The sequence below is a fragment of the Kitasatospora phosalacinea genome (genome assembly GCF_030268885.1).
In the GTDB taxonomy this organism is placed as follows: Bacteria; Actinomycetota; Actinomycetes; order Streptomycetales; family Streptomycetaceae; genus Kitasatospora; species Kitasatospora phosalacinea_C.
Window position 1 is genome coordinate 83,024 of sequence record NZ_BSSA01000018.1, and the last position, 26,702, is coordinate 109,725.

General features: G+C 73.9%; 25 protein-coding genes and 7 tRNA genes. 20 read left to right on the forward strand and 12 right to left on the reverse strand.

The genetic code is table 11. The features are described 5' to 3' along the window. Positions 1-6 precede the first annotated feature (6 nt). Complete coding sequence (locus QSK52_RS24160; RefSeq protein WP_285738239.1) at positions 7-1,443, forward strand: hypothetical protein; 1,437 nt, start codon at positions 7-9, stop codon at positions 1,441-1,443. 18 nt (positions 1,444-1,461) lie between these two features. On the opposite strand, the gene QSK52_RS24165 is transcribed toward QSK52_RS24160, so the two are convergent. Beyond that, entirely contained in the window at positions 1,462-3,354 is a 1,893-nt protein-coding gene (locus tag QSK52_RS24165; protein ID WP_435053344.1) for a serine/threonine-protein kinase, read from the reverse strand. Positions 3,355-3,942: 588 nt separating this feature from the next. Here QSK52_RS24165 and QSK52_RS24170 point away from each other — a divergent pair. Beyond that, positions 3,943-4,119, forward strand: coding sequence for a hypothetical protein (locus QSK52_RS24170; RefSeq protein WP_285738240.1), 177 nt, complete (start codon positions 3,943-3,945; stop codon positions 4,117-4,119). Between the two features lie 212 nt (positions 4,120-4,331). On the opposite strand, the gene QSK52_RS24175 is transcribed toward QSK52_RS24170, so the two are convergent. The 5 genes from QSK52_RS24175 to QSK52_RS24195 form a co-directional block, all read right to left on the reverse strand. Then, a tRNA-Val gene (locus QSK52_RS24175) sits at positions 4,332-4,406 on the reverse strand. Between the two features lie 36 nt (positions 4,407-4,442). Continuing rightward, a tRNA-Val gene (locus QSK52_RS24180) sits at positions 4,443-4,514 on the reverse strand. Positions 4,515-4,548: 34 nt separating this feature from the next. Continuing rightward, a tRNA-Val gene (locus QSK52_RS24185) sits at positions 4,549-4,620 on the reverse strand. Positions 4,621-4,656: 36 nt separating this feature from the next. Continuing rightward, positions 4,657-4,730, reverse strand: a tRNA-Cys gene (locus QSK52_RS24190). A 57-nt stretch (positions 4,731-4,787) separates the two neighbouring features. Continuing rightward, positions 4,788-4,860: transfer RNA gene (locus QSK52_RS24195), tRNA-Gly, on the reverse strand. A gap of 322 nt (positions 4,861-5,182) precedes the next feature. Here QSK52_RS24195 and QSK52_RS24200 point away from each other — a divergent pair. The 3 genes from QSK52_RS24200 (at position 5,183) to QSK52_RS24215 (ending at position 8,160) form a co-directional block, all read left to right on the forward strand. Then, a complete protein-coding gene (locus QSK52_RS24200) occupies positions 5,183-6,235 on the forward strand; it encodes a chorismate-binding protein (RefSeq protein WP_285738316.1) in 1,053 nt (350 codons plus the stop codon). Continuing rightward, positions 6,232-7,050 carry an aminotransferase class IV gene (locus QSK52_RS24205; RefSeq protein ID WP_285738241.1) on the forward strand — a complete coding sequence of 273 codons (819 nt, stop codon included), beginning with the start codon at positions 6,232-6,234 and terminating at the stop codon, positions 7,048-7,050. Before QSK52_RS24200 ends, QSK52_RS24205 begins: the two co-directional genes overlap by 4 nt. A gap of 264 nt (positions 7,051-7,314) precedes the next feature. Further along, positions 7,315-8,160, forward strand: a complete 846-nt coding sequence (locus QSK52_RS24215) for a GNAT family N-acetyltransferase (RefSeq protein WP_285738242.1) — start codon at positions 7,315-7,317, stop codon at positions 8,158-8,160. A gap of 26 nt (positions 8,161-8,186) precedes the next feature. Here the strand turns inward: QSK52_RS24215 and QSK52_RS24220 are convergent, their stop codons facing one another. The 3 genes from QSK52_RS24220 to QSK52_RS24230 all read right to left on the reverse strand — a co-directional run bounded on the left by QSK52_RS24220 (position 8,187) and on the right by QSK52_RS24230 (position 10,011). Beyond that, entirely contained in the window at positions 8,187-8,675 is a 489-nt protein-coding gene (locus QSK52_RS24220; RefSeq protein WP_285738243.1) for a DsbA family protein, read from the reverse strand. 81 nt (positions 8,676-8,756) lie between these two features. Next, positions 8,757-9,332 carry a CGNR zinc finger domain-containing protein gene (locus QSK52_RS24225; RefSeq protein WP_285738244.1) on the reverse strand — a complete coding sequence of 192 codons (576 nt, stop codon included), beginning with the start codon at positions 9,330-9,332 and terminating at the stop codon, positions 8,757-8,759. Positions 9,333-9,597: 265 nt separating this feature from the next. Next, a complete protein-coding gene (locus QSK52_RS24230) occupies positions 9,598-10,011 on the reverse strand; it encodes an SsgA family sporulation/cell division regulator (protein ID WP_030459107.1) in 414 nt (137 codons plus the stop codon). Between the two features lie 439 nt (positions 10,012-10,450). Here QSK52_RS24230 and QSK52_RS24235 point away from each other — a divergent pair. Together QSK52_RS24235 and QSK52_RS24240 are read left to right on the forward strand one after the other, a co-directional pair. Further along, positions 10,451-10,522, forward strand: a tRNA-Val gene (locus QSK52_RS24235). Positions 10,523-10,720: 198 nt separating this feature from the next. Continuing rightward, positions 10,721-10,792, forward strand: a tRNA-Val gene (locus QSK52_RS24240). Between the two features lie 75 nt (positions 10,793-10,867). On the opposite strand, the gene QSK52_RS24245 is transcribed toward QSK52_RS24240, so the two are convergent. Then, positions 10,868-11,632 (reverse strand): exonuclease domain-containing protein, encoded by a 765-nt coding sequence (locus tag QSK52_RS24245; protein WP_285738317.1) that lies wholly within the window; start codon positions 11,630-11,632, stop codon positions 10,868-10,870. A gap of 269 nt (positions 11,633-11,901) precedes the next feature. Between QSK52_RS24245 and thrS the strand changes: the two genes are divergently transcribed. Both thrS and QSK52_RS24255 read left to right on the forward strand, forming a co-directional pair. Further along, the gene (gene thrS / locus QSK52_RS24250; RefSeq protein ID WP_285738245.1) at positions 11,902-13,881 is read left to right on the forward strand and encodes a threonine--tRNA ligase; all 1,980 of its coding nucleotides are present in this window, start codon (positions 11,902-11,904) and stop codon (positions 13,879-13,881) included. An 83-nt stretch (positions 13,882-13,964) separates the two neighbouring features. After that, positions 13,965-14,522: an HIT family protein gene (locus QSK52_RS24255; RefSeq protein ID WP_285738246.1), complete on the forward strand. Its 558-nt coding sequence runs from the start codon at positions 13,965-13,967 to the stop codon at positions 14,520-14,522. A 67-nt stretch (positions 14,523-14,589) separates the two neighbouring features. Here the strand turns inward: QSK52_RS24255 and QSK52_RS24260 are convergent, their stop codons facing one another. Then, positions 14,590-16,233: a hypothetical protein gene (locus QSK52_RS24260; protein WP_285738247.1), complete on the reverse strand. Its 1,644-nt coding sequence runs from the start codon at positions 16,231-16,233 to the stop codon at positions 14,590-14,592. Positions 16,234-16,424: 191 nt separating this feature from the next. Between QSK52_RS24260 and QSK52_RS24265 the strand changes: the two genes are divergently transcribed. Further along, complete coding sequence (locus tag QSK52_RS24265; RefSeq protein WP_285738248.1) at positions 16,425-16,847, forward strand: thiol-disulfide oxidoreductase DCC family protein; 423 nt, start codon at positions 16,425-16,427, stop codon at positions 16,845-16,847. A 6-nt stretch (positions 16,848-16,853) separates the two neighbouring features. Here the strand turns inward: QSK52_RS24265 and QSK52_RS24270 are convergent, their stop codons facing one another. Continuing rightward, positions 16,854-18,878, reverse strand: coding sequence for an elongation factor G (locus QSK52_RS24270; protein ID WP_285738249.1), 2,025 nt, complete (start codon positions 18,876-18,878; stop codon positions 16,854-16,856). 127 nt (positions 18,879-19,005) lie between these two features. Here QSK52_RS24270 and pgsA point away from each other — a divergent pair, with 127 nt between their 5' ends. From pgsA to ruvA, 10 genes are all read left to right on the forward strand, one after another. Next, positions 19,006-19,662, forward strand: coding sequence for a phosphatidylinositol phosphate synthase (pgsA, locus tag QSK52_RS24275; protein WP_285738250.1), 657 nt, complete (start codon positions 19,006-19,008; stop codon positions 19,660-19,662). Then, entirely contained in the window at positions 19,659-20,564 is a 906-nt protein-coding gene (locus tag QSK52_RS24280) for a phosphatidylinositol mannoside acyltransferase (RefSeq protein WP_285738251.1), read from the forward strand. The genes pgsA and QSK52_RS24280 overlap by 4 nt, the downstream gene beginning before the upstream one ends. Then, positions 20,561-21,733, forward strand: coding sequence for a glycosyltransferase family 4 protein (locus QSK52_RS24285; protein ID WP_285738252.1), 1,173 nt, complete (start codon positions 20,561-20,563; stop codon positions 21,731-21,733). Before QSK52_RS24280 ends, QSK52_RS24285 begins: the two co-directional genes overlap by 4 nt. 61 nt (positions 21,734-21,794) lie before the next feature. Continuing rightward, positions 21,795-22,157: a tautomerase family protein gene (locus QSK52_RS24290; RefSeq protein ID WP_285738253.1), complete on the forward strand. Its 363-nt coding sequence runs from the start codon at positions 21,795-21,797 to the stop codon at positions 22,155-22,157. Between the two features lie 19 nt (positions 22,158-22,176). Next, positions 22,177-22,722 (forward strand): hypothetical protein, encoded by a 546-nt coding sequence (locus tag QSK52_RS24295; protein WP_285738254.1) that lies wholly within the window; start codon positions 22,177-22,179, stop codon positions 22,720-22,722. Positions 22,723-22,869: 147 nt separating this feature from the next. After that, positions 22,870-23,781 carry a pyridoxal 5'-phosphate synthase lyase subunit PdxS gene (gene pdxS / locus QSK52_RS24300; RefSeq protein WP_285738255.1) on the forward strand — a complete coding sequence of 304 codons (912 nt, stop codon included), beginning with the start codon at positions 22,870-22,872 and terminating at the stop codon, positions 23,779-23,781. A gap of 99 nt (positions 23,782-23,880) precedes the next feature. Next, positions 23,881-24,492, forward strand: a complete 612-nt coding sequence (pdxT, locus tag QSK52_RS24305) for a pyridoxal 5'-phosphate synthase glutaminase subunit PdxT (protein ID WP_285738256.1) — start codon at positions 23,881-23,883, stop codon at positions 24,490-24,492. Positions 24,493-24,590: 98 nt separating this feature from the next. Further along, positions 24,591-25,346, forward strand: coding sequence for a YebC/PmpR family DNA-binding transcriptional regulator (locus QSK52_RS24310; protein ID WP_285738257.1), 756 nt, complete (start codon positions 24,591-24,593; stop codon positions 25,344-25,346). Between the two features lie 115 nt (positions 25,347-25,461). Beyond that, complete coding sequence (gene ruvC / locus QSK52_RS24315; RefSeq protein WP_285738258.1) at positions 25,462-26,034, forward strand: crossover junction endodeoxyribonuclease RuvC; 573 nt, start codon at positions 25,462-25,464, stop codon at positions 26,032-26,034. Between the two features lie 51 nt (positions 26,035-26,085). Next, on the forward strand, positions 26,086-26,697 hold the full coding sequence (gene ruvA / locus QSK52_RS24320) for a Holliday junction branch migration protein RuvA (RefSeq protein WP_033252073.1): 612 nt from the start codon (positions 26,086-26,088) through the stop codon (positions 26,695-26,697). The last annotated feature ends 5 nt before the right edge of the window (positions 26,698-26,702 follow it).

Sequence of the window (26,702 nt, forward strand, 5' to 3'; positions counted from 1 at the left end):
GCCCGCATGCCCGACGTTCCGTACGACTTCCTGGGCGGCCTGGCCGAGAACCCGGTCCTGCCCGCCGACCTGGTCGACCGCCTGGTCGCCGCCCCGCACCGCTCCTACACGCTCGCCAAGCGTCCCGACCTGACCGAAGCCCAACTCGACGTGCTGATCGCCCGCAACGCGCACGCCGTCGCCCTCAACCGCCACCTGCCGCCGCAGGTGCGCCGCCGCCTTGCCGCCCACCCCGACCCGTCCGTCCGGACCGCCCTGATCGTCTCCGCCACCGACTCCGACGAGGACCGCGAGCTGTTCGAACGCTTCGCCACCGACCCGGCGCCCGAGGTGCGCAAGCAACTCGCCGAGTCCGACCGCACCCCCGCCGACCTGCGCACCCGCCTCGCCCACGACCCCGACCCGGAGGTCCGCGCCACCCTCGCCCAGTGGTGGACCACCGCCCCCGAGCCCGTCCGCCGCGCCCTGCTCACCGACCCCGAGGACAGCGTCCGCGCCGCCGCCTGCGCCACCTACTTCCCCCGCCTGCCGCACCCCGTCCCGCCCGCCGACCTCCTCCCCGCCCTGCTCGCCGACCCGCTCACCCGGGCCGGCGCCGCCGTGCACTGCGACCCGGCCAGCACCGACCTCGAACGCCTCGCCGCCGACCCCGACCCGGAGGTCCGCCGCGCCCTCGCCGCCCACCCCGGCCTGCCCGCCCACCTGCGCGCCCGCCTCGCCGCCGACCCCCGGGCCCGGATCCGCCTCACCGTCCTGGCCCGCCCCGACACCCCCGCCGCCGAGCGCGCCGCCCTGCACGCCTCGGTCACCGGCCCGTTCGAACCGCCGGGCGCGGACGTGGACGAGGAGACCGCCATCGAGCTGGAGATCGACCACATCGGGGCCGGCATCGAGCTCTGGATGCTCCAGCTGCCCTGGGTCACCGCCGATCCGCTGCCGCACCTCGACTCGCCGTACCCGGTCTTCCGCCGCGCCGCCGCCGCCTCGCCCGACCTGCCCGCCGAGGCCCGGGCCCGGCTGCTGGCCGACCCCGACAACGAGGTCGCGCTCGCCGCCGCCCGCAGCAGCCCCGACCCGATCGACCCGGTCACCGCCGAACGCCTCGACCGCGAGCACCGCCCCGCCAAGCGGATGCGCTGGCGCCCCGCCGACGCGTTCCCGCTGCCCGTCGAGACCCTCCGCCGCCTCGCCGACGACCCCGTGCCCCGGATGCGGCTGCTCGCCCTGCGCGACCCCGACCTGCCCGCCCACCTGCTGGAACGCCTCGCCACCGACCCCGAGGACCACGTCCGCGCCGCCGCCGCGAGCCACCCCGCCCACACCCCGGCCACCCTGCGGGCCCTGCTCGACGACCCGTCCCCGTCCGTCCAGCGCGCCGCCGCCGCCAATCCGGCCCTGCCGGCCGAGGAGATCCGCGCCCGCCTGGACGCCGCCGGGCTGTGAACCCGGGCCGGAGGTAGCTCAGCCCGCCGCCCCCGAGACGCCCGAGCCCGGCCAGGACTCCTCCAGCCCGCCGTCCGCCCGGACGGTGTACCGGGTGGAGGAGACCGCGCCCGTCCGGTCCACCCGCTCCTCGCGGATCAGCGCGCCGTTCTCCACCCGCCACACTGCGCCCGCCTCCGGGTTCGCCGCCGAGGCCCGGTCCGCGAGCAGCACGGGGGCACCGCCCGTGAAGCCGTACAGCTGGACCAGGTCGACCGGCACCGCGCCCTCCAGGCGGCGCAGCACCACCAGGGTGGCCTGCGCGTCCCGGTAGCGGGCGGGCAGCACCGCGGAGAGCGAGACCGGCGGCCCGCCGCCCTCGGCGGAGTGCCCGTCGCGCAGCCGGATCGCCGGGCCGCCGGACGGGTCGGGGTAGCTGAGGTTGGGCCAGTCGACCTGCGGCGGGGTGCCGAAGGACGGGGCCAGCCCGATGCCGCCGTGCCCGGCAGCGTTCGCGGCGTCCACCGACAGCGTCGTCCCGCCGACCGGCTCGACCGGCGCGGTCGCGACCCCGGCGGGCTGCGGGCCCAGGCCCTGCGCGTCGCGGTTCTCGCAGCCCTGCGCGACGGCGATGGCCAGCGCCACGCCCAGGGTGACCGTCACGAACACCACCAGCCGCTGCCGCAGCAGCCGCTGCCGGGGCGTCGGCCGCCCGCCCAGGGTGTGCGGGGCCCGCCCGGGCGGGGGAGTGCGCTCCCGGCCGGGGAGCGGGGTGCGCTCCCGCCCGGCCGCGGGGCGCCGCTCCCGGACGGTGTCCCCGTCCCGGGCCGGACGCCGCACCCCGGGGCCGCCGGGACGGCCCTCCGGCCGCACCGCGTCCTGCCGGGGCATCGCCGGGGCGGCCACCATCCGGCCCCCGGCCGCGCCCTCTGCCGCCGCCGGACGCCCGCCGACCGGCGCCCGCCCGCCCGCCGCGTCCGGCCGGGCACCGCCCGCCGCCGCGCCCCGCACCGCACCCGGCCGGGCACCGCCCGCCGCCCCGCGCGCCTCCTCGGCGGGCGCGGCCGCCGCCCGCGCCTCGTCCGCCCGCGCGGCCGTCGCGGCCCGCCCGGTCCGACCGCCGCCGCGCGCCGCGAGCTCGCTCAGCCGCTCGTGCAGCGCCGCCGCGGGCGGCCGCTCGGAGGGCTCCTTGGCCAGGCAGGCGCGCACCAGCGGCGCCAGCACCGGCGGGATGCCGGTCAGGTCCGGCTCCTCGTGCACCACCCGGTACAGCATCACCTCGGACGAGGCGCCCGACCCGAACGGCGACTCGCCGGTCAGCGCGAACGCCAGCGTCGCCCCGAACGCGAACACGTCGGTGGCGGGCGTGACGGCCGCGCCGCGCACCTGCTCGGGCGCCAGGAAGCCGGGCGAGCCGACCGCCGTACCGACGTGGGTGAGCGTGGAGGCGCCGCGCGACCAGGCGATGCCGAAGTCGATGATCCGCGGGCCCTTGGGGGAGAGCAGGATGTTCGACGGCTTCAGGTCCCGGTGCACCACCCCGGCCTCGTGCACCTTCACCAGGCCGTCGGCCAGCGCGGAACCGATCCGCGCCGCGTCCGGCCAGGCCAGCGGACCCTCCTCGGAGACCTGCTTGTACAGCGAGGGCCCGGGCACGTACGCGGTCGCCAGCCAGGGCCGGTCCGCCTCGATGTCGGAGCCCACCACCCGGGCCGTGCAGCCGCCGCGGATCCGCGAGGCGGCGGCGATCTCCCGGGCGAACCGGGTGCGGAACTCGGCGTCCTCGGCCAGCTCGGCCCGGATCAGCTTCAGCGCGACGCGCTGCCCCTTGCGGTCGGAGCCGAGGAACACCACGCCCATCCCGCCGGCGCCCAGCCGCCGGTGCAGCCGGTACGGGCCGACGATGCGGGGGTCCTCACGCCTCAGCCGCATCATTGCCATCTGCCCGTACCCGTTTCCGTTCCGTCAGCCCGTGGAGTGAGGCCCCGTCGGATGTGGGGCATCGTCAGACAACTGTCTCGGGACAGCTTACGGACAGGTAGCGGCCCCGCGTCGACACGCAACACGCGAACCGCCGGTCGGATTGTCGGACCGACACGCCGTCCGGGCCGTCCCGGCCACCCGACGCCCGCCCCCACCGGCGGCGATCCGCACCCGAACCGCCGTCCGACGCCCCCGACGCCCCGTCAGAACCCCGCTCCTCCCCGCCCCGCCCGCACCGGCCCCCGGCCCCACCCCGACCGCCTCCCGGGGACGACCCCGAGGACCGTCTCGGGGTACCCGCGCCCCCGCCTCCGCCTCCAGGAGTACGCCGCCGCACCACGCCTCATCCCAGCGGAGGCGATCGGAACGGTACGCGGGCATGACGACCCCCGACACCCCTCCCGCCTACCGTTGTCCACAGCGAGGGCGGCCCCGCTCGTCCCCCGAGAAGCCGCCCCCGCTGCAGACCGCACGCACCACCCGTCCCACCCGACCGACCCAGTCCGCAGCACCAGCCCGGCAGGAGCCCCGCACACCATGGCACCGCTCACCAGAGCCCTTCGCCGCCGCCACCTCCCCGCCACGGAGACCCGGCACCCGGCCGTCGCCGTCGCCATCGTCCTGCCCTGCGCCGTCCTGCTGCTGGCCCTGTTCGGCGCGTGGGACCAACTGGCGACCCAGACCAGAGCGGTCGCCGACCTGATCGGGCGCTGACCCCCTGATGGGGTAGGGGTCTTCGCCGGCCGGAGCCGCCCTCACCGTCGTGGACGGACAGCGTGAGTGGCACAGGCTGCAGCTCCGGCCCGTCGGGTGGCCGGGAACGACACGTCGGTGAGGGCGTGCCGTTCCCGGCCACCGTCGTTCCAGCGCTTTGACCGCGAGAACGCCGAGAGCCGCAGTCCGGACCGGACTGCGGCTCTCAAAGCTGGTGCGCGATACTGGGATTGAACCAGTGACCCCTACCGTGTCAAGGTAGTGCTCTCCCGCTGAGCTAATCGCGCGGGTGCGCCAGGAACCCCGCAGGTGGGGAGCCTGAGTGCGCGATACTGGGATTGAACCAGTGACCCCTACCGTGTCAAGGTAGTGCTCTCCCGCTGAGCTAATCGCGCGGGTCGATCCTGAGGACCGGGATCCGAAGACCAGTGCGCGATACTGGGATTGAACCAGTGACCCCTACCGTGTCAAGGTAGTGCTCTCCCGCTGAGCTAATCGCGCGGGGAGGACCGCCGGTCGGAACCGGACGGCACCTCTTGGAGGTGGAGACGGGATTTGAACCCGTGTAGACGGCTTTGCAGGCCGTTGCCTCGCCTCTCGGCCACTCCACCAGGCAACTTCTTCACTTCTCGAACTCCTGGAGAACGATCTTACCCTGTTCCCCATCGAGCGGACGACGAGATTCGAACTCGCGACCCTCACCTTGGCAAGGTGATGCTCTACCAACTGAGCCACGTCCGCCTGTCTGCCCTGGTGCCTTCCGGATTTCCCGGCTGCGCTCCCTGGCGACGTGTTGAACTCTAGCGGATTCCCGGCCCAGCTGAAAAATCCGTTCCCGCAGCGTGGCGCGGGGGTGACCGCCGCACACCGAACCGCCCGGCCCGGCCCGGACGTTCCCACCCGCCCCGACCTAGACTTTCCGGTACCGGGGCGATCCCCCGGCGCCCGCCCGACGCACGTGCGCGAACGGTGCCCGACCCGGCACCGACGGCGGGCGGCACCGAAACGCCCGCGCAGGAGAACCGTGTCCCGCCGCCCCCCGCCCCCCAGCCCCGACCAGCCGATGGCCCGTTTCGCCGGCCGCCTCGCCACCGGGCTGCGCGAAGTCACCCACGACCCGGCCGCCCTCGAACACGGCGGACTCTGGGCCGTCGCCCACGACTTCGAGGGGCGACTCACCTGCGCCCGCTTCGCCGACGTCCGCCCCGACCCGGCCCCGCCCGCCACCGACCGCTGGCGCGGCCCCGCCCCCGACACCTGGCACAGCTCCCTCGACGCCGAGGCGTACCGCGCCGGGGTCCGCCGCATCCGCGAGCACATCGCCGCGGGCGAGGTCTACCAGGCCAACCTCTGCCGGGTCATGAGCGCGCCCCTGCCCGACCCCGACCGCACCGACATCGACGCCCTCACCGGCCTGCTCGCCGCCCACAACCCCGCGCCGTACGCAGGAACGATCCGCCTGCCCGACCACGGCGTCGAGATCGCCACCGCCTCCCCCGAGCTCTACCTCGCCCGCCGCGGCCGCACCGTCCGCTCCGGCCCGATCAAGGGCACCGGCCGCACCGAGCACGACCTCCTCGACAAGGACCACGCCGAGAACGTGATGATCGTCGACCTGGTCCGCAACGACCTCGGCCGGGTCTGCGGGACCGGCACCGTCACCGTCCCCGACCTGTGCGCCGTCGAGAAGCACCCCGGCCTGGTCCACCTCGTCTCCACCGTCGAGGGCACCCTCCGCCCCGGCGCCGGCTGGGCGGACCTGTTCGCCGCCACCTTCCCGCCCGGCTCCGTCACCGGCGCCCCCAAGAGCAGCGCCCTGCGCATCATCCGCGCCCTCGAAACCGCCCCCCGCGGCCCCTACTGCGGCGCCGTCGGCTGGGTCGACGCCGACCGCGACGAAGCCGAACTCGCCGTCGGCATCCGCTCCTTCTGGATCGAACGGCCCGCCACCGGCGCACCCCTGCTGAAATTCGGCACCGGCGCCGGAATCACCTGGGACTCCGACCCCGACCGCGAATGGCGGGAAACCGAACTCAAGGCCGCCCGACTGGTGGCGATAGCCTCCACCGGCAGCCCCGAAACACCCGAAGCGCCCGAAGGAGCAAGCCGCCGATGATCTGGGTCAACGGAACCCTCACCGCCGAGGACGCCGCCGCACTCCCCGTCCTCGACCACGGACTCACCGTCGGCGACGGCGTCTTCGAAACCGTGAAGGCCGAGAACGGCGAACTCTTCGCCCTCACCCGGCACCTCGACCGCCTCACCCGCTCCGCCCGCGGCCTCGGCCTCCCCGACCCCGACCACGACCTGGTCCGCGAGGCCTGCGCCGCCGTCCTCGCCGCCAAGCCGCTGCCGCTCGGCCGCCTGCGCATCACCTACACCGGCGGCACCTCCCCGCTCGGCTCCGAACGCGGCACCGCCGCCCCCAGCCTGGTCGTCGCCCTCGGCAGCGCCAACCCCCGCCCCGAGACCACCTCCGTCGTCACCGTCCCCTGGCGCCGCAACGAACACTCCGCCGTCACCGGCCTCAAGACCACCTCCTACGCCGAGAACGTCGTCGCCCTCGCCGCCGCCCACCGCGCCGGCGCCAGCGAAGCCCTCCTCGCCAACACCGCCGGCCACCTCTGCGAGGGCACCGGCTCCAACGTCTTCCTCGTCCTCGACGGCCGCCTCCTCACCCCCACCCTCGCCTCCGGCTGCCTCGCCGGCATCACCCGCCGCCTCGTCCTCGAGTGGACCGGCGCCGAGGAGACCGACGTCCCCCTCGAAGCCCTCGCCGACGCCGAAGAGGTCTTCCTGACCTCCACCCTCCGCGACGTCCAGGCCGTCACCCGCGTCGACGACCGCGAGCTCCCCGGGGTCGGGCCGGTGACGCGCAAGGCGATGGAGGTCTTCGCGGAGCGTGCGGCGCAGGATCGCGACCCGGTCTGAGGGGCGGAGGACCGGCTGCGCCGGGGGCTTGAAGGTGGGGGTCGGGGGCCGTCACCCGCGTCGACGGCCGCGAGCTCCCCGGGGTCGGGCCGGTGACGCGCAAGGCGATGGAGGTCTTCGCGGAGCGTGCGGCGCAGGATCGCGACCCGGTCTGAGGGGCGGGGGACCGGCTGCGCCGGGGGGCCTGAGGGCGGGGTCCGGCTGCGCCGGGCGGGGTGCGGGGCGGGGGGTAGAAGAACGTCCGGGGCGGGAAAGGGAGACGGCATGACCACCACGTTGCGGCCCGACGGGCCCGAGGAGGCGGGCGTCGGCGGCGGGCGGACGCAGCGCTGGCACATCATGGTGAACGGGCGGCGGGTGGGCGGGCTGCGGACCAACGGGTGGGCCCGCAGCGGGCAGTACCCGGGGGAGATCTGCGAGTTGGAGGTCGCCGAGGCCGACCGCCGGCGCGGGCGGGCGACCGTCGCCGTGCTGGCCGCCGAGGAGGTGCTCCGGTACTGGGGGTGCGCCCGGGCGCAGGTCGTCGTCCCGGCCGGGGCCACCGTCGCGCTGCACCTCGCGCACACCCTCGGCTACACCGAGCAGATGCGCAACCTCGGCAAGGAACTCGACCAAGTCCCGCCACTGCCAACCGGGTTGTCCGACCGCCCGATGACCGCCGAGGAGTACCCGGCCTGGCAGGAGGCCGCCGTCGCTGGCTACCGGCAGGACCTGCTCGCCGCCGGTCTCGGCCCCGACGAGGCCACCGCCCGCGCCGAGGGCGACCACCGCCGCGCCCTCCCCGTCGGCCTCGGCACCGTCGGCACCGTGCTGCGCCGCCTGCTGGACGCCGACGGCCGCGTCCTCGGCACGATCTGGGTCACCCTCCACCAGGACCGGCTGCCCGACGGCAGCCCGCTCGCCTGGGTGATGCTGGTCGAGGTCACCCCCGAGCACCGCGGCCGGGGCCACGGCCGCACCCTGATGCACGTCGCCGAACGCGAGTGCCTGCGCGCGGGCGTCCGCCACCTCGGCCTGAACGTGTTCCGCGACAACGCGGTGGCGATCGGGCTGTACGAGTCGCTCGGCTACCGGACCACCCGGCACGTGCTCGGCAAACCCCTGCTCTGACCGCCCACCGGCCCTTCCGGCGCGCCTCAGCCGTTCAGCAGCTCGACGATCCGCTCCCGCAGCCCCTCCTGGGACTGCCCGCCGTCCAGCCGCTTCCCGGCCACCACGTACGTCGGCGTGCCCTTGACCCCGATCGCCCGGCCCTCCGCCACGTCCGCGTCGACCCACAGCATGTGCCGGCCGTCGACCAGCGCGGTGTCCACCTCGTCCGCGTCGACGCCCACCGTGGCGGCGATCTCCACCAGCACCGGCGCCCCGCCCCGCTCGACGTCCTCCAGCCGGGTCAGCACGGCCTCCGCGAACTCCCAGCCGCGCCCCTGCTCGAACGCCTCCGCCGCCGCCTCGGCCGCCGGGTACGCGTGCTTGTGCTTCTCCAGCGGGAAGTGCCGCAGCTCGACGGTCAGCGCGTCACCGAACCGCTCCCGCAGCGCCCGGACGTCGTCCAGCGCGGTACGGCAGTCGGGGCACAGCAGGTCGCACCAGAACTCGACACGGGGCAGGGAGGAATCGCTCATGCCGCCAAGTCTCCCAGGTCGGGAGCGCCCCGCCGAACGCCCGCCCGACGGCCCGGGCCCGGCCCCGGACCGCCCCGCCGCTCAGCGCCCCGGGGCCGGCACCGCCTCCGCCGACCGCTGCCGGGCCCGGTACGCCGCCACGTGCAGCCGGTTGCCGCAGGTGCGGCTGTCGCAGTAGCGGCGCGAACGGTTGCGCGACAGGTCGACGAACACCCGGGCGCAGCCCGGCGCCTCGCAGCGGCGCAGCCGCTCCAGCTCGCCCGCCATCACGATGAACGCCAGCGCCATGCCCAGCTCGGCGGCCAGGTGCGGGCCGATCGCGGCGTGCGGGGCGAAGTAGTGGACGTGCCAGCCGTGGTGGTCGTGGTTGGTCAGCCGGGGCGTGGTGCCCGCCTCCGCGACCACCGCGTTGACCAGTTCCACGGCCCGCTCGACCGACTCGGCCGCGAACACCTCGCGCAGCCGGCCGCGCAGCTCGTGCACCACCGCCAGGTCCGCCGGACCGAGCGAGTCGACCTCGCTGATCTCCTGCCGCACCACGAACGCGCTCAGGGCCGCCACGTCGGGCAGCCGTTCGCTGCCGCACGCCTCCGGCGCCGTGTTCAGCAGCTCCACCAGGATGCTCAGCGCGCACTCGGTGTCATGGGTGATCAGCACGTGGGGGCTCCTCACGCGGCGGCGGCCCCCGGGGCCGTCGCGTCGGTCATCGCGCGCCGACTCTACCGGCCCCGGCCCGCCCGGGGGCCGTCGAACGGTCCAGGACGTGACTGAGCCCCGGGCGGCCACTCCGCGGGAGTGAGCGCCCGGGGCAGGACCCCGAGGCCGCCGGGGCGGCTGCGAGCTGCGACCGTGCCCCCGAGTAGGACGGTGCGCATCGAGGCGATCCCGCCGCCGCGCGACGGCGGGCGTACTCGTACGGGGTTCAGTTCTCGGCGAGGATGTGGGACAGCTCCCGGTCGAGGTCGAAGTGACGGTGTTCGGTGCCGGGGGGCACCGCGGCGTCCGTCCGCTTGAGGAAGGACTCAAGCGCCCGGGCCGGGGCCTCCAGCAGGGCCTCTCCTTCCGGAGAGCTCAGGGCGATGCAAACCACGCCTTGACCGTGACTGCGGGACGGCCACACCCGGACGTCGCCGGTACCGGTCGGTCGGTGCAGCCCCTCCGCGAGGAGGTCGCGGGCGAACACCCACTCCACGGTCTCGTCTGCTCCGGTGTGGAACGTCGCGTGCACGGCATAGGGGTCGGCAGTGTCGTAGCGCAGGCCCGCGGGGACGGGCAGTGACGACTCGCTAGACACGATGAGGCGCAGGTGCAGCTCGCAGCTGACCGTGGTGTTCATAAGCGCCAGGGCCTTTCGCTCAGTGTGCGCTCGGGGAATCGCACGTCGGCGAACGGACCATCCCACCTGAAAGCCCGGTGTAAACCCGTCTGTCCCGATTCCGGTGCGAGTCGTACCCCTTCCGGCGCATTGCGGAATCCCCCGGCCGCCCCGGCCGCCGGGACGACGGGCCGGTAACGGCAGGGCATTACCGGCGGTCGCACCGGGGCGGGCCCCGGAAGGACTGGAGGAACCCACGAACCTGGCCCGGCCGCCGCCCCTCCCGCGCTCCGGCCGCCCGGCCCGGTGACCGCCCCGACCGGGGCCGTCACCCGCCGTGGCCGGTGGTGGGCCGGGTGGCGGTCCGGGTGGCGGTCCGGCGGTGACGGGGGGTGCGGCGGGCGGGCGGCGAGGGTGTTCGGAGCACCCCTGCGGATGGGGTAATGTTTTCCCTGCACCCGGGCGATTAGCTCAGCGGGAGAGCACTTCGTTCACACCGAAGGGGTCACTGGTTCGATCCCAGTATCGCCCACCGGAATGCACAGGCGCGGGGCTCCGACTTGTTTATCAGGTCGGGGCCCCGCGCCTTTTCTCGCATGCCCCGGCCGGAGTTCTGACGGACATTCAACGCGCCCTCCCGGAAGGGGAACTGGGGGACCGTCCGCGGAACGGATCGTGGAACGGATTGTGAACCCGGGCCCAAGTGGTGCTACAGTTCTTCTCGTTGCCCGGGCGATTAGCTCAGCGGGAGAGCACTTCGTTCACACCGAAGGGGTCACTGGTTCGATCCCAGTATCGCCCACCGAGCACCACGCAGGCCCCGACCACGCCGTCGGGGCCTGCGGCTTTTTCCGGGCCCGGGCGGTGCGACGGCCCGTCAGGCCGCCAACTCGCAGGCGTGGCCCGGCTCCAGGCGCGCACCGCAGCGGCACCGGGCCGGACGCACCGGCCAGGCCGTGTCCACCCGCTCGGGCGCGCCCGAGCGCTCGAACCACCGCTCCAGGCCGCGCGCCTGGGCCGCGTGCCACACCGCCTGCCGCAGGTGCAGCTCGGCCGGCGTCAGCCCGCCCAGGCGCTCCCGGTGCCGGGCCGCCACCGCCCGCACCAGCTCCATCGCCGCCAGCGCGTCCGCCGCCGCGTCGTGCGCGCCCACCAACTCGACGCCGTAGTGCGCGCACAGGTCGGTCAGGGTGCGCCGACCCTTGCGGTAGCGGTCGAACTGCTTGTCCAGCACCCGCGGATCCAGCACCAGCAGCTCCGCGCCGCCCAGCGCCTCCGCCAGCGAACCCGCCCCGTGCCGCCGCAACTCCCGGTCCAGCAGCGTCAGGTCGTACGGCGCGTTCATCACCACCAGCGGCACGCCCGCCCGCGACTGCTCGGCCAGCGCCGCGGCCACCTCGACCGCGACCGCGCGCGGCGGCCGGCCGTGCGCCCGCACCTGCTCGTCCGAGATGCCGTGCACCGCCCGGGCCTGCTCCGGGATCGGCACGCCCGGATCCGCCAGCCACGTCCGGACGGCGGCCGCCCCGCCCGGTGCGGGCTGCACCACCAGGGCGGCCGAAACGATTCTGTCCCGCTCGACGTCGACACCCGTGGTCTCGGTGTCGAAGGACGCCAGCGGACCGTGGTACCACGCACCCAGCTGCTGCATGACGCCCCCTCAGACGCCGCACGGTCCTTGCCGGGCGCCGCTGCCACCGAGGACCGGTGCAGCGGCCGCACCGTGCTGGAGTGATACCGCACTCGGCGGCCCGCCAACCGTCCCCGGTGACCGGATCGTGGCGGAACGTGACCGGAACGGGCCCGGGGGCGGCCGCCGGGCCTTGGGCGACGTGGACACGCCCCGGCTCGGTACCATGCACGGTGCAGCGGTTTGCTGCACCACGGTAGCCAGAACGTCAGGAGAGACCGGTGACGGACGTCCGGATCATCATCAACCGCGAACCCGATCGGGAAGAGCGCGTGGTGACCACGGGCACTACGGCCGCCGAGCTCTTCGCCGACGACCGCGCCGTGATCGCCGCCCGGGTCGGCGGCCAGCTCAAGGACCTCGCCTACGCCGTCCAGGACGGCGACGAGGTCGAACCCGTCGTGATCTCCAGCCCCGACGGCCTCGACATCCTGCGGCACTCCACCGCCCACGTGATGGCCCAGGCCGTCCAGCAGGTCTTCCCCGAGGCCAAGCTCGGCATCGGCCCGCCCGTCCGCGACGGCTTCTACTACGACTTCGACGTCGAGCGGCCCTTCCAGCCGGACGACCTCAAGGCCATCGAGAAGAAGATGCAGGAGATCATCAAGCGGGGCCAGAAGTTCTCCCGCCGCGTGGTCACCGACGAGGCCGCCCGCGAGGAGCTCGCCAAGGAGCCCTACAAGCTCGAACTGATCGGCCTCAAGGGCTCCGCCGCCACCGCCGGCGAGGGCGCGGACGTCGAGGTCGGCGCCGGCGAGCTCACCATCTACGACAACCTCGACCCGAAGACCGGCGAACTCTGCTGGGGCGACCTCTGCCGCGGCCCGCACCTGCCCAGCACCCGGCACATCCCGGCCTTCAAGCTGATGCGCTCCGCCGCCGCGTACTGGCGCGGCAGCGAGAAGAACCCCATGCTGCAGCGCCTCTACGGCACCGCGTGGCCCACCAAGGACGAGCTCAAGGCCCACCTCGACTTCCTGGAGGAGGCCGCCAAGCGCGACCACCGCAAGCTCGGCAACGAGCTCGACCTGTTCTCCATCCCCGAGCAGATCGGCTCCGGCCTCGCGGTCTTCCACCCCAAGGGCGGCATCATCCGCCGCACCATGGAGGACTACTCGCGCAAGCGGCACGAGGAGGAGGGCTACGAGTTCGTCTACACCCCCCACGCGACCAAGGGGAAGCTGTTCGAGACCAGCGGCCACCTCGACTGGTACGCCGACGGCATGTACCCCCCCATGCAGCTGGACGAGGGCGTCGACTACTACCTCAAGCCGATGAACTGCCCGATGCACAACCTGATCTTCGACGCGCGCGGCCGCTCCTACCGCGAACTGCCGCTGCGCCTCTTCGAGTTCGGGACGGTCTACCGCTACGAGAAGTCCGGCGTCGTGCACGGCCTCACCCGGGCCCGCGGCTTCACCCAGGACGACGCGCACATCTACTGCACCCGCGAGCAGATGGCCGACGAGCTGGACCGGACGCTGACCTTCGTGCTGGACCTGCTGCGCGACTACGGTCTGAACGACTTCTACCTGGAGCTGTCCACCAAGGACCCGGAGAAGTTCGTCGGGTCGGACGAGGACTGGGAGGAGGCCACCGCGGTCCTCGCCAGCGTGGCCGAGAAGCAGGGCCTGCCGCTGGTGCCGGACCCGGGCGGCGCGGCCTTCTACGGCCCGAAGATCTCGGTGCAGGCGCGCGACGCGATCGGCCGGACCTGGCAGATGTCGACCGTGCAGCTCGACTTCAACCTGCCGAACCGCTTCGACCTGGAGTACACCGCGGCGGACGGCTCGCGGCAGCGGCCGGTCATGATCCACCGGGCGCTGTTCGGCTCGATCGAGCGCTTCTTCGCGGTGCTGCTGGAGCACTACGCGGGCGCGATGCCGCCGTGGCTGGCCCCGGTCACCGTCACCGGCATCCCGATCACCGACGAGCACGTGCCGTACCTGCTGGACGTGGCGGCCGAGTTGAAGAAGCACGGGATCCGGGTGGAGGTCGACACCTCGGACGACCGGATGCAGAAGAAGATCCGCAACGCGCAGAAGACCAAGGTGCCGTTCATGCTGATCGCGGGCAACGACGACGTCGAGGCGGGCGCGGTGTCGTTCCGCTACCGCAGCGGCGAGCAGAAGAACGGCGTGCCGAAGGCCGAGGCGATCGCGGAGATCGTCGAAGCGGTGCGCAGCCGGGTGCAGGTCTGATCCCGGTAGGACGGGCATGAGGTGCGGGGCGGTCTCCTCCGGGAGTCCGCCCCGCACTGCTTTGTTCGTGGGCCGCGGCGCTTATGCTGGCGGGCATGACGAGTGAGCCGGAACTGCAGCGGGGCGTGGGGGAGCCGGACGGCTTCCGGCGCCTGTGGACACCCCACCGGATGGCGTACATCCAGGGCGAGAACAAGCCCACCGGGCCGGCTCCCGACGACGGCTGTCCGTTCTGTTCGATCCCGCAGCTGAGTGACGAGGAGGGGCTGATCGTCCAGCGCGGGGAGTCGGTGTTCGCGGTGCTGAACCTGTACCCGTACAACGGCGGGCACCTGATGGTGGTGCCGTACCGGCACGTCGCGGACTACACCGAGCTGGACGGGCCGGAGACGGCGGAGCTCGGGGAGTTCACCAAGAGGGCGATGACGGCGCTGCGGGCGGCGTCGGGGGCGCACGGGTTCAACATCGGGATGAACCAGGGGGCGGCCGCGGGGGCGGGGATCGCCGCGCACCTGCACCAGCACGTGGTGCCGCGCTGGGGCGGGGACACGAACTTCATGCCGGTGGTGGGGCACACCAAGGTGCTACCGCAGCTGCTGGCGGACACCCGGAAGATGCTGTCCGAGGTGTGGCCGGTCTGACGGAAGCGCTCAGGGGCGTACGGGAACCCTCCCGTACGCCCCTGAGCGATTCCGCGGGCGGGGCCGGTCAGCCGGCGTCGTACTTGTCGGCGCGGTAGGGGCGGGAGCCCTGGATCTCGCTGCGCAGGATGTTGGAGCGGTTGGTGAACCGGTCGGTGGCCACGTCGTGCTCCTCGAGGAACTCGATCACGGCGGCGTGGATGATGCCGACGACGGGGCGGGGCAGGTAGATGGTGTCGTCGGACTTGTAGCGGCTGTTCCAGGTGGGGTCGGCCCAGGCCTGGCGCAGGCAGAGGGGTTCGGGGAAGGAGATCGAGCCGCCGAGCCACTTCAGCAGGTTGGGGATCTTGTGGAAGGGCGCGCGGACGGCCTGCCGGACCACCTCGTCGTCGGTGACGATCGGGAGCTGGACGGTGCGGTTCTCCCAGAACACGAGGGTCTTCGGGACGTCCTTCTCGGGGACCTTCGGCTTGGCGGTGAAGTAGCCGTTGACCGGGCCGAGGGTGTGCGGGGTGACGTGGATCTGCAGGTTGCGGGAGAGCACCATCACGTTGATGACGATGGTGGCGACCAACTGGCCCTTGTGCAGGACGAACTGGACCGCGATGCGGTGCCGGGTGTCGGTGCCGAGGCTCTGCTTGCTGGCGAGTTCCTGGACGGCGAAGTCGCGCATCCGGTCGCCGTCCATGTCGGGGCCGGAGGGGCGGCCGATCTCGTCGGCGCCCTCGCCGATGTCGAGCACCACCCAGTGGCTGATCTGCGGGCGGGGCAGGCCGCCGTTGGGGACGTCGCTGGCGGTGAGGCCGGAGAGGCGGTCGGCGATGCGGCGGGTGAGGTCGGCGACGTGGAAGGTGCGGAAGTCGTCGTGGCCCTCGGCGGGGCGGAGGTCCTCGGTCATGGACCACTCGGACCAGCGGGCGCCGATGCCGAGGATGCCCTTGGGGCCGGCGTAGTGCTGGATGTTGGTGGCCTGCTCGGTGGTGAGGCGGTCCAGGGCGGCCTTGAGGGCGTTGGCCTTCTTGTCGAGGTGGTCCTTGGGGACGGCCTTGGGGACGACGGCGGCGACGGGGCTGCCGCCGACCAGGTCGCCCCAGCGGGCGCGCTGCTCCATGACGCTGGCGACCACGGTGCGCTTGGCGAGGTACCAGCCGAGGACCGGGCCGAGCATGACCACCCGGAAGTAGAGGCCGGGCAGGCCGCCGAAGGGCGGGCGGACCAGCAGCAGCGCGGTCAGGCCGAGGGCGAGCAGCAGGGCGAGGGTGCCGACGAAGCCGTCCCGGGCGGCGGACTTCTTGGTGCCGAGCCAGGCGCGGGCCTGGTAGGCGGCGAGCCAGACCAGGGTGCCGGGGAGGAAGAGGACGCCGAAGAGCAGGCTGAGGCCGGCCAGTTTGCGGTCGCGGGCCTCGCGCAGGTCCTGGGCGGCGAGGCAGTGTTCGACGACCATGCGGACGTCGGTGCCGTGCGAGGGGACCAGGGGCTTGCGGCCGCTGCCGAGGGTGCGGTCGATCAGGGCGCGGCTGAAGGCCTCGCCCGCGCTGGGGCGGAAGAGCGCGAACTTGCCCTTCTTGACGGTGACTCCGGTGAGGACTTCCAGTTCGGTGTACTCGCCGGTGCGGTACGCGGCGGAGGAGAACGCCTGGGTGACCGCGGTCTGGTTGCCGACGTCCGTCCGCGGTACCTGCGCGCCCGGCGTCATGTCGAGCTGAGTCACCTGTGCAGCTCCTTCTCCCCTGATCGATCTGCGGCAGGTTACCGCGCGGGGGCCGGGCCGTGCGGATCATCGGCTGATCCCGGGTCACATATCGGCCGCCTGCGGTGGTTTCGGGGTGATGCTGCCCCGTGGGGGCGGGTTCGACGCCCCCGGTTTGTGGTGCGGTGCCGCGGGGGTGGAGGATCACCGGCATGACGAGTGCGTACGCACCGGGCCCGGTGCTGGTTTTCGACGGCGATTGCGCGTTCTGCTCCAGCTGCGTGCGGTGGGCGGAGCGCTACCCCCGGCAGAGCCTGTCCTCGGCGGGGTGGGAGGCGGTGGCCTGGCAGTTCGCGGACATGGCGGCGCTGGAGGAGTTCACCGGCGGGGAGGTGACGGCGGAACGGGCCTCGCGGGAGGTGCTGTGGGTGACGCCGGACCGCAGGGTGTACGGCGGGGCGCAGGCGGTGGCGCGGCTGCTGATGCGTTCGGGCGGGCTGTGGGCGTGGGCCGGCGGGGTGCTGGCGCTGGCGCCGGTGCGGCCGGTGGCGGACGCGGTCTACCGCTGGGTGGCGCGGAACCGGGACCGGATGCCGGGCGGCACTCCGGCGTGCGCGCTGCCGCGGCGCTCGTAGCGGGGTTCAGCCGCCGGTGTGCTGCGCGGCGAGCTGGGCGGGCATCGGGGCGTGCCGCAGGTAGCTGCGGGTGAACTGGCCGGTTCCGTGCGACAGCGAGCGCAGGTCGAGCGGGTAGCGGGTGAGTTCGAGTTCGGGGACCTCGGCCCGGACGAGGCTGAGGCCGGGGCCGCCGACCTCGGTGCCCAGGACGTGGCCGCGGCGGGCGGACAGGTCGGTGAGGACGGCGCCCTGGTACTCGTCGGGGAGGAGCACGCGCACCTCGTCGACGGGTTCGAGGACCTCGACGGCGGTGTGGCCGGCGGCCTCCTTGAGGGCGAGGGCGGCGGCGGTCTGGAAGGCGGCGTCGGAGGAGTCGACGGAGTGCGCCTTGCCGTCGGTGAGGGTGACCCGGACGTCGGTCATGGGGTGGCCGTGCAGGCCCTGGGCGAGCTGGGCGCGGACGCCCTTCTCGACGGAGGGCACGAAGTGGCGGGGGACGGCGCCGCCGACGACGCGGTCGACGAACTCGAAGCCGCCGCCGGGGAGGGGTTCGACGGTGAGGTCGCAGATCGCGTACTGGCCGTGGCCGCCGGACTGCTTGACGTGGCGGCCGTGGCCGGCGGCGGGGGCGGCGAAGGTCTCGCGGAGGGCGACCTGGTAGGGGACGGTGTCGACGTGGACGCCGTGGCGGGTGGTGAGGCGGTCGAGGGTGACGGCGAGGTGGGCCTCGCCGGTGCACCACAGGACGAGTTGGCCGGTGTCGGGGTTCTGTTCGACGCGCAGGGCCGGGTCCTGGGCGGAGAGTCGGCCGAGGGCCTGGGAGAGCTTGTCCTCGTCGGCCTTGGAGCGGGCCCGGACGGCGGTGGGGAGCAGGGCCTCGGGCAGCGGCCAGGGGGGCAGGGCGGTGCTGCCGGTGGCGAGGGTGTCGCCGGTGCGGGCGGTGGTGAGCTTGGTGACGGTGGCGAGGTCGCCGGCCACGGCGTGCGGGACGGGGCGCAGGTGGTGGCCGAAGGGGGAGTGCAGGGCGGTGAGGCGTTCCTCGGTGCCGTCGGGGAGGTGGGCGGTGGTGTCGGGGTGGAGGGTGCCGGAGAAGACCTTGAGCAGGCTGAGGCGGCCGAGGTAGGGGTCCTCGCCGGTGTGGACGACCTGGGCGGTGAGGGGGGCGTCGGGGTCGGCGGCGGGCAGGTCGTCGGTGCGGTCGGCGGGGGAGGGGAAGGCGTCGGCGAGCAGGTCGAGCAGGGCGTCGCAGCCGGTGCCGTCGGGGGCGGTGGCCAGGACGGGGTGCAGGGTGCCGGCCAGGAGTTCGCGGCGCAGTCCGGCGCTGAGGGCGGCGGTGTCGAGGGGTGCGCCGTCGAGGTAGCGGGCCAGCAGGGTGTCGTCCTCGCCGGCCAGGGCCTCGACCAGGCGGGCGCGCTCGGCGTCCAGGTCGGCGTCCGGGCCGGGGGCGTCCCCGGGGGCGCCGTACGTGCGGCCGGTGAGCAGGTCGGTGAGGCCGTGCAGGTGGCCGTCGCGCAGGTCGACGTGGTGCAGCAGGCGGACGGTGTCGGGGGTGCCGAGGGTGTCCTGGAGCAGGCGCAGGACGTCGTCGAGGCGGACGCGGGCGGTGTTCAGGTGGGTGAGGACGATCGCGCGGGGCAGCCGGGCGTCCTCGCACTGCTGCCACAGGGCGCGGACGGGGCGGGCGACCTCGGGGTCGGCGGCGGAGTGGACGAACAGGGCGGCCTCGGCGGCGCGCAGGGCGGCCTGGAGCTCGCCCGCGAAGTCGGCGTAGCCGGGGGCGTCGACCAGGTTGACCTTGAGGTCGCGCCAGGGCAGGGGGAGCAGGGCGAGCTGGACGGAGCGCTGCTGCTGGTGCTCGACGTCCTCCCAGTCGGCGGCGGTGGTGCCGTCGGGGACGGTTCCGGCCCTGGTCAGGACGCCCGCGGTGCGGGCGAGGGCTTCGGCGAGGGTGGTCTTCCCGGCTCCGCCGGCCCCGACCAGGGCCACGTTGCGGAGCCGGTCGGGTCGGTCGGCGGGCGGGGCGGGGGTGTGGGCCGTCCGGTCCGGCATGGTTGGCCTCCTGCCGCTCGATCAGCGTGGATACCATTGTCCAGCCGGGCGGGTCCATTCGCGCGGCCGCCCGGCGGGCGAGCGGTCCGCGGGCGCCAATCCGAGGAGCGGAGCGGACCGGAAGGCCATGCTCAACAAGTACGCGCGTGCCTTCTTCACACGTGTCCTCACCCCGTTCGCCGCGATGCTGCTGCGGTGGGGCGTCAGTCCGGACGCCGTCACGCTGATCGGTACGGCGGGGTCGGTGGCGGGTGCCCTGGTGTTCTTCCCGCGCGGGGAGTTCTTCTGGGGCGTGATCACCGTCACGCTGTTCATCTTCTCCGACCTGGTGGACGGCAACATGGCCCGCCAGGCGGGCCGTTCCAGCAAGTGGGGCGCGTTCCTGGACTCGACGCTGGACCGGGTCGCCGACGCGGCGATCTTCGGCGGCCTGGCGATGTGGTACGCGGGGGGCGGGAACGACGACCTGCTGTGCGCGGTGGCGGTCTTCTGCCTGGCCAGCGGCCAGGTGGTGTCGTACACCAAGGCGCGCGGCGAGTCGCTGGGCTTCCCGGTGAACGTGTCGGGGCTGGTGGAGCGGGCGGAGCGGCTGGTGATCAGTCTGACCGCGGCGGGGGTCGCGGGATTGCACACGTTCGGGGTGCCGTACGTCGAGTGGCTGCTGCCGGTCGCCCTGTGGGCGGTCGCGGCGGGCAGCCTGGTGACGGTGGCGCAGCGGATGCTGACGGTGCGCCGGGAGTCGGCGGAGCTGGAGGCGGCGGCCGCCGCCGAGGGGGTCAAGTGAGGGAACGGTTGGTCGACGCCGCCTACGCGGCGGGCTGGGCGGGGCTGAAGCACCTGCCCGAGCCGGTGGCCCGCGGCCTGTTCGACGCCATCGCCGACGTGGCGTGGCGGCGGCAGGGCAAGGGGGTGCGGCAGTTGGAGGCCAACCTGTCGCGGGTGCACCCGGACGCGGACGGGATCCGGTTGCGGGAGCTGTCGCGGGCCGGGATGCGCTCGTACATGCGGTACTGGATGGAGTCTTTCCGGCTGCCGACCTGGAGCCGGGAGCGGATCGCCGGTGCCATAACGGTGAAGAACCTGGAGCAGTTGAACGAGGCGATGGCGGCCGGGCGGGGCGCGGTGCTGGCGCTGCCGCACATGGCGAACTGGGACCTGGCGGGGGCGTGGATCGCCTCGGCGGGCGGGTTCCCGTTCACCACGGTCGCGGAGCGGTTGAAGCCGGAGTCGCTGTTCGACCGGTTCGTGGCGTACCGGGAGAGCCTGGGCATGGAGGTGCTGGCGCTGACCGGCTCCCAGGTCTCGGTGGTGGGGACGCTGGCGCGGCGGCTGCGCGAGGGCAGGCTGGTGTGCCTGGTGGGCGACCGGGACCTCTCGGAGGCCGGGATCCAGGTGGACTTCTTCGGCGAGCCGACCCGGATGCCGGCCGGTCCGGCGGCGCTGGCCCAGCGGACGGGGGCGGCGCTGTTCCCGGTGTCGCTCTGGTACGACGGGGCGATGCTGCGGGCGGAGGTGCACCCGGAGGTGGTGCCGTCGGGGGAGGGCACCCGGCAGGAGCAGGCCGCGGCGATGACCCAGGCGATGGCGGACGTGTGGGCGGGCGCGATCCGCGAGCACTCGGTGGACTGGCACATGCTGCAGAAGCTGTGGCTGGCCGACCTGACCCCGCGGAGGGCGGAGGGGTGAGGATCGGCGTGGTGTGCCCGTACGACTGGGACGTGCCGGGCGGGGTGCAGTTCCACATCCGGGACCTGGCGGAGCACCTGATCCGGCTGGGGCACGAGGTGTCGGTGCTGGCCCCGGCGGAGGACGAGGAGGCGCTGCCGCCGTACGTGGTCTCGGCGGGGCGGGCGGTGGCGGTGCCGTACAACGGGTCGGTGGCGCGGCTGAGCTTCGGGATCCTGTCGGCGGCGCGGGTGCGGCGCTGGCTGCGCGAGGGCCGGTTCGACGTGCTGCACGTGCACGAGCCGAACTCGCCGTCGCTGTCGATGCTGGCGGCCTGGGCGGCGTCCGGGCCGATGGTGGGGACGTTCCACACCTCGAACCCGCGCTCGCGGGCGATGATCGCGGCCTCGCCGATCCTGCAGCCGGGCCTGGAGAAGATGTCGGGCCGGATCGCGGTGTCGGAGTACGCCCGGCGCACGCTGGTGGAGCACCTGGGCGGCGACGCGGTGGTGATCCCGAACGGCGTGGACGTGCGGTTCTTCGCGGACGCCGAGCCGGACCCGCGCTGGCAGGGCGGGGCGTCCACGGGCGGGCCGGGGACGATCGGCTTCATCGGGCGGATCAACGAGCCGCGCAAGGGCCTGCCGACGCTGCTGGCGGCGCTGCCGCGGATCCTGGCCGAGCGCCCCGGGGTGCGGCTGCTGGTCGCGGGCAAGGGCGACGAGGAGGAGGCGGTCGCGGGCCTGGCGCCCGAGGTGCGGGCCCAGGTCGAGTTCCTCGGCATGGTCTCGGACCGGGACAAGGCCCGGCTGCTGCGCTCGGTCGACCTGTACGTGGCGCCGAACACCGGCGGCGAGTCCTTCGGCATCATCCTGGTCGAGGCGATGTCGGCGGGCGCCCCGGTGCTGGCCAGCGACCTGGACGCGTTCCGTCAGGTGCTGGACGGCGGCGCGGCCGGGGAGCTGTTCCCGGTGGAGGACGCGGAGGCGCTGGCGGCCTCGGCGCTCAAGCTGCTGGGCAGCCCCGACCGGCTGGCGGCGCTGCGCGCGGCGGCGTCCCGGCACGTGCGGCGCTTCGACTGGGAGACGGTCGGCGCCGAGGTGCTGTCGGTGTACGAGACGGTGACCGACGGGCGCCCGCCGGTGGCCGAGGTCGAACCGTCCGACCGCCGTCCGCGTCCGAGCCGTTGACCGTCCCGTCCGTCGACCCGTCCCGTCCGTCGATCCGTCCCGCCCGGAGAGGTAGTTCCGCATGCCGCTGATCACCGTCGACCACACCGACCGGCTCGCCGGTTCCTTCGACCGGCGGGGCTTCGGCCTGGCCCTGAACCGGCTGGCGGTGGAGCTGCTGGGCGCCACGTCGACCAAGTGCAAGACCAGGTTCCGGCGCACCGAGGAGAACGTGGTCGGGGCGGACGCCGACACCTTCGCGCTGGTCGCGGTGAAGGTCGAGATCTTCCCGGGGCGCAGCGCGGAGGCGAAGGCGGCGCTGGCCGAGGCGGTGCTGGAGGCGCTGCCCGAGTACCTGGGGCCGGATGCCGGGCCGGTGCAAGTCGCCGTCCAGGTCGAGGAGTTGGACCACCTCGCCTACCGCTCGACGGTTCTCGGGGTCTGAGCCGGTACCGTAGCGCCCCGTGGCTACCTGGATCTGGGCCGTTGCGGCCGTCGTGCTGTTCGCCGTCTACCTGAGCTGGACGGCGGGCAGGCTGGACCGGCTGCACGCCCGGATCGACGCGGCCCGGGCCTCGCTGGACGCCCAGCTGCTGCGCCGTTCCGCGGTGGCGGTCGAGCTGGCGACCTCCTCGCTGCTGGACCCGGCGGCGTCGATCCTGCTGCTGGAGGCGGCGCACGCGGCCCGGCAGGCCGAGGCGGAGCAGCGCGAAGTGGCGGAGAGCGAGCTGAGCCTGGCGCTGCGGGCGGTGCTGGACGAGCCGGAGCAGGTCGGGGCGCTGCGGGCGGCGCCGGGCGGCGAGGAGGCGGTGCGCGACCTGGTGGAGGCGGTGCGCCGGGTGCCGATGGCGCGGCGCTTCCACAACGACGCGGTGCGGGCGGCGCGTGCGGTGCGCGAGCACCGGCTGGTGCGCTACTTCCGCCTCGCGGGGCGTGCGCCGTTCCCGATGGCCTTCGAGATGGACGACGAGCCCCCGGTGGCGCTCACGCCCGAGGGCGCGCCCGCGTAGGCTGAACCCCGTTTCCTGCCGCAGCCGGGTCGCTGGCCTGATTGTCGTATGCCGGGGACGGCCCTGGACCATGTGGCGCATGGGTCGGAGGGCCTCCGGGCCTACGATAGATCGATAGCACCGGTTCATCCCTGAGTGAGGTCTTACGTGTCCACCACCCCCACTTCCGCTGAGCAGCCCCAGGTCGGCACCGCCCGGGTCAAGCGCGGCATGGCCGAGCAGCTCAAGGGCGGCGTGATCATGGACGTGGTCAACGCCGAGCAGGCGAAGATCGCCGAGGACGCCGGTGCGGTCGCGGTCATGGCGCTGGAGCGCGTTCCCGCCGACATCCGCAAGGACGGCGGCGTGGCCCGGATGTCCGACCCGAACATGATCGAGGAGATCATCGGCGCCGTCTCCATCCCGGTGATGGCCAAGTCCCGGATCGGCCACTTCGTCGAGGCCCAGGTCCTGCAGTCGCTGGGCGTCGACTACATCGACGAGTCCGAGGTCCTCACCCCGGCCGACGAGGTCAACCACTCCGACAAGTGGGCCTTCACCACCCCCTTCGTCTGCGGCGCCACCAACCTGGGCGAGGCCCTGCGCCGGATCGCCGAGGGCGCGGCCATGATCCGCTCCAAGGGCGAGGCCGGCACCGGCAACGTGGTGGAGGCCGTCCGCCACCTGCGCCAGATCAAGAACGAGATCGCCAAGCTGCGCGGCTTCGACAACAACGAGCTGTACGCCGCCGCCAAGGAGCTGCGCGCCCCGTACGAGCTGGTCCGCGAGGTCGCCGAGCTCGGCAAGCTGCCGGTCGTGCTGTTCTCCGCCGGCGGCGTGGCCACCCCGGCCGACGCCGCGCTGATGCGCCAGCTCGGCGCGGAGGGCGTCTTCGTCGGCTCCGGCATCTTCAAGTCGGGCGACCCGGCCAAGCGCGCCGCCGCCATCGTCAAGGCCACCACCTTCTACGACGACCCGAAGATCATCGCGGACGCCTCCCGCAACCTGGGCGAGGCCATGGTCGGCATCAACTGCGACACCCTCCCGGAGACCGAGCGCTACGCCAACCGCGGCTGGTAAGCGCTCCACGCGTCCGGCCCGCCGTGCGAGTTCCCGGTACGGCGGGCCGCTGCGTGGCGTCCGGGCCCTGTAGTTCGAGAACGAAGAGGTAGTGAGACCGTGAGCACCCCCACCATCGGCGTCCTGGCCCTGCAGGGCGACGTCCGCGAGCACCTGGTGGCGCTGGCCGCCGCCGACGCGCTGGCCCGGCCGGTGCGCCGCCCGGAGGAGCTGGCCGAGGTGGACGCGCTGGTGATGCCCGGCGGCGAGTCCACCACCATCTCCAAGCTGGCCGTGCTGTTCGGCCTGATGGAGCCGCTGCGCGAGCGGGTCGCGGCCGGCATGCCGGTGTACGGCACCTGCGCGGGCATGATCATGCTGGCGGACAAGATCCTGGACGGCCGGGACGACCAGGAGACCGTCGGCGGCATCGACATGACCGTCCGGCGCAACGCCTTCGGCCGGCAGAACGAGTCCTTCGAGACCGCCATCCCGTTCGCGGGCCTGGCCGGCGACCCGGTCACCGGCGTGTTCATCCGCGCCCCCTGGGTCGAGGCGGTCGGCGCGGGCGTCGAGGTGCTCGCCGAGGTCCCGGCCGCGGACGGCCCGGACGCCCGGATCGTCGCGGTCCGCCAGGGCAACCTGCTGGCCACCTCCTTCCACCCGGAACTGACCGGCGACCACCGCGTCCACGAGTACTTCGTCCGGATGGTCGAGGCCGCGGCGCGCTGAGCGCCCCGTGCGGCGCGGTGACCGTGTGCCACCCGGCGGTGCGGCACCGGTAAGATCTCCCCTGTTCATTTCCCATTGGCGACGAAAAGGAGCTGGCGATGTCCGGCCACTCTAAGTGGGCTACCACCAAGCACAAGAAGGCCGTGATCGACGCCAAGCGCGGCAAGCTCTTCGCCAAGATGATCAAGAACATCGAGGTGGCGGCCCGCACCGGCGGCGCGGACCTGTCGGGCAACCCGACGCTGTACGACGCCGTGCAGAAGGCGAAGAAGGCGTCCGTCCCGAACGACAACATCGACCGCGCGATCAAGCGCGGCGGCGGCCTGGAGGCCGGCGGCGCCGACTACCAGACCATCATGTACGAGGGCTACGGCCCCAACGGCGTGGCCGTGCTGATCGAGTGCCTCACCGACAACCGCAACCGCGCCGCCTCCGACGTGCGCGTGGCGATGACCCGCAACGGCGGCAGCATGGCCGACCCGGGTTCGGTGTCGTACCTGTTCAACCGCAAGGGCGTGGTGATCGTCCCCAAGGCCGAGGGCGTGGACGAGGACAAGGTCCTCGACGTGGTCCTGGACGCCGGGGCCGAGGAGGTCAACGACCTGGGCGAGGCCTTCGAGGTGCTCTCCGAGGCCGGCGACATGGTCGCGGTCCGCACCGCGCTGGTCGACGCGGGCATCGACTACGACTCCGCCGACGCCAACTTCGTCCCCAGCATGCAGGTCGAGCTGGACGCCGAGGGCGCCCGCAAGATCTTCAAGCTGATCGACGCGCTCGAGGACAGCGACGACGTGCAGAACGTCTTCGCCAACTTCGACGTCTCCGACGAGATCATGGCCGAGCTGGACGCCTGAGTCCGCTCCGGCGACCCCGCCCGGCGGCCCGCTGGTGGCCGCCGGGCGGAGGCGTGTCCGGGGCCGGTTGTCGGAGGCCGGGGGTAACCTGCGCAGGTCGGAGAGAGGCGGGGCCGTGCGAGTGCTGGGTGTGGACCCTGGGCTGACCAGGTGCGGCGTCGGGGTGGTCGAAGGGCTGCCCGGGCGGCAGTTGGCGATGCTCGGCGTCGGCGTGGTGCGCACGCCCGCGGAGGACGAGATCGGGCCGCGGCTGCTCGCCATCGAGCAGGGCCTGGAGTCCTGGCTCGACCGGTACTCGCCCGAACTCGTCGCGGTGGAGCGGGTGTTCGCCCAGCACAACGTGCGCACCGTGATGGGCACCGCGCAGGCCTCCGCGGTCGCCGTGCTGTGCGCGACCCGCCGCGGCATCCCCGTCACGCTGCACACCCCCAGCGAGGTCAAGGCCGCCGTCACCGGCTCCGGCCGCGCCGACAAGGCGCAGGTCACCGCCATGGTCACCCGCATCCTGCGGCTCGACGCCCCGCCGAAGCCCGCCGACGCGGCGGACGCCCTGGCCCTGGCCATCTGCCACATCTGGCGCGGCGGCACCACCAACCGCCTGACCGCCGCGATCAGGGCCCACGGCACCGGCGGCAGCTCCTGGCACGGCGCGGCACCGGGCCGCTCGCGCAGTTCCCCGCGCCCCTGACGGGCTCGGCGCACGGCAAGCATCGGAACCATCGAGAGGAACGACTTCACCATGATCGCCTTTGTGCAGGGGCCGGTTGCGGTGGTGGGGGCCGGGGTGGCCGTGGTGGAGGTCGGCGGGGTGGGGATGGCGGTGCAGTGCACGCCGACCACGCTGGCGACGCTGCGGGTGGGGGAGGTGGCCCGGCTGGCGACCTCGCTGGTGGTCCGGGAGGACTCGCTGACGCTGTTCGGCTTCGTGGACGACGACGAGCGGGCCACGTTCGAGGTGCTGCAGGCCGCGCCCGGGGTCGGGCCGAAGCTGGCCCAGGCGATCCTGGGGGTGCACTCGCCGGAGGCGCTGCGGGTGGCGGTCGCGGGCGGCGACGAGAAGGCGCTGATCGCGGTGCCCGGCATCGGCAAGGCGAAGGCGGCCAAGCTGCTGCTGGAGTACAAGGACAAGCTCGGGGCCCCGCACGGCACCGTCCCCGCGCAGAAGCCGGTGGCCTCCGGCCCGGCGCCCTGGCACGAGCAGCTGCACTCCGCGCTGGTGGGCCTGGGCTACGCTCCGCGGGAGGCGGACGAGGCGGTGGCCCGGGTCGCGCCGGACGCCGAGGCGCAGTCCGTGCCGGACGTGGGCGCCCTGCTGCGGCTGGCCCTGCGCGGCCTGAACCGGGCCCGCTGAACAGC

Coding starts and splice junctions, on each gene's coding strand:
- QSK52_RS24160 (WP_285738239.1), top strand. CDS start 7: ATGCCCGACGTTCCGTACGACTTCCTGGGCGGCCTGGCCGAGAACCCG.
- QSK52_RS24165 (WP_435053344.1), bottom strand. CDS start 3,354: ATGCGGCTGAGGCGTGAGGACCCCCGCATCGTCGGCCCGTACCGGCTG.
- QSK52_RS24170 (WP_285738240.1), top strand. CDS start 3,943: ATGGCACCGCTCACCAGAGCCCTTCGCCGCCGCCACCTCCCCGCCACG.
- QSK52_RS24200 (WP_285738316.1), top strand. CDS start 5,183: ATGGCCCGTTTCGCCGGCCGCCTCGCCACCGGGCTGCGCGAAGTCACC.
- QSK52_RS24205 (WP_285738241.1), top strand. CDS start 6,232: ATGATCTGGGTCAACGGAACCCTCACCGCCGAGGACGCCGCCGCACTC.
- QSK52_RS24215 (WP_285738242.1), top strand. CDS start 7,315: ATGACCACCACGTTGCGGCCCGACGGGCCCGAGGAGGCGGGCGTCGGC.
- QSK52_RS24220 (WP_285738243.1), bottom strand. CDS start 8,675: ATGAGCGATTCCTCCCTGCCCCGTGTCGAGTTCTGGTGCGACCTGCTG.
- QSK52_RS24230 (WP_030459107.1), bottom strand. CDS start 10,011: ATGAACACCACGGTCAGCTGCGAGCTGCACCTGCGCCTCATCGTGTCT.
- QSK52_RS24255 (WP_285738246.1), top strand. CDS start 13,965: ATGCTGGCGGGCATGACGAGTGAGCCGGAACTGCAGCGGGGCGTGGGG.
- QSK52_RS24265 (WP_285738248.1), top strand. CDS start 16,425: ATGACGAGTGCGTACGCACCGGGCCCGGTGCTGGTTTTCGACGGCGAT.
- QSK52_RS24270 (WP_285738249.1), bottom strand. CDS start 18,878: ATGCCGGACCGGACGGCCCACACCCCCGCCCCGCCCGCCGACCGACCC.
- pgsA (WP_285738250.1), top strand. CDS start 19,006: ATGCTCAACAAGTACGCGCGTGCCTTCTTCACACGTGTCCTCACCCCG.
- QSK52_RS24290 (WP_285738253.1), top strand. CDS start 21,795: ATGCCGCTGATCACCGTCGACCACACCGACCGGCTCGCCGGTTCCTTC.
- QSK52_RS24310 (WP_285738257.1), top strand. CDS start 24,591: ATGTCCGGCCACTCTAAGTGGGCTACCACCAAGCACAAGAAGGCCGTG.
- ruvA (WP_033252073.1), top strand. CDS start 26,086: ATGATCGCCTTTGTGCAGGGGCCGGTTGCGGTGGTGGGGGCCGGGGTG.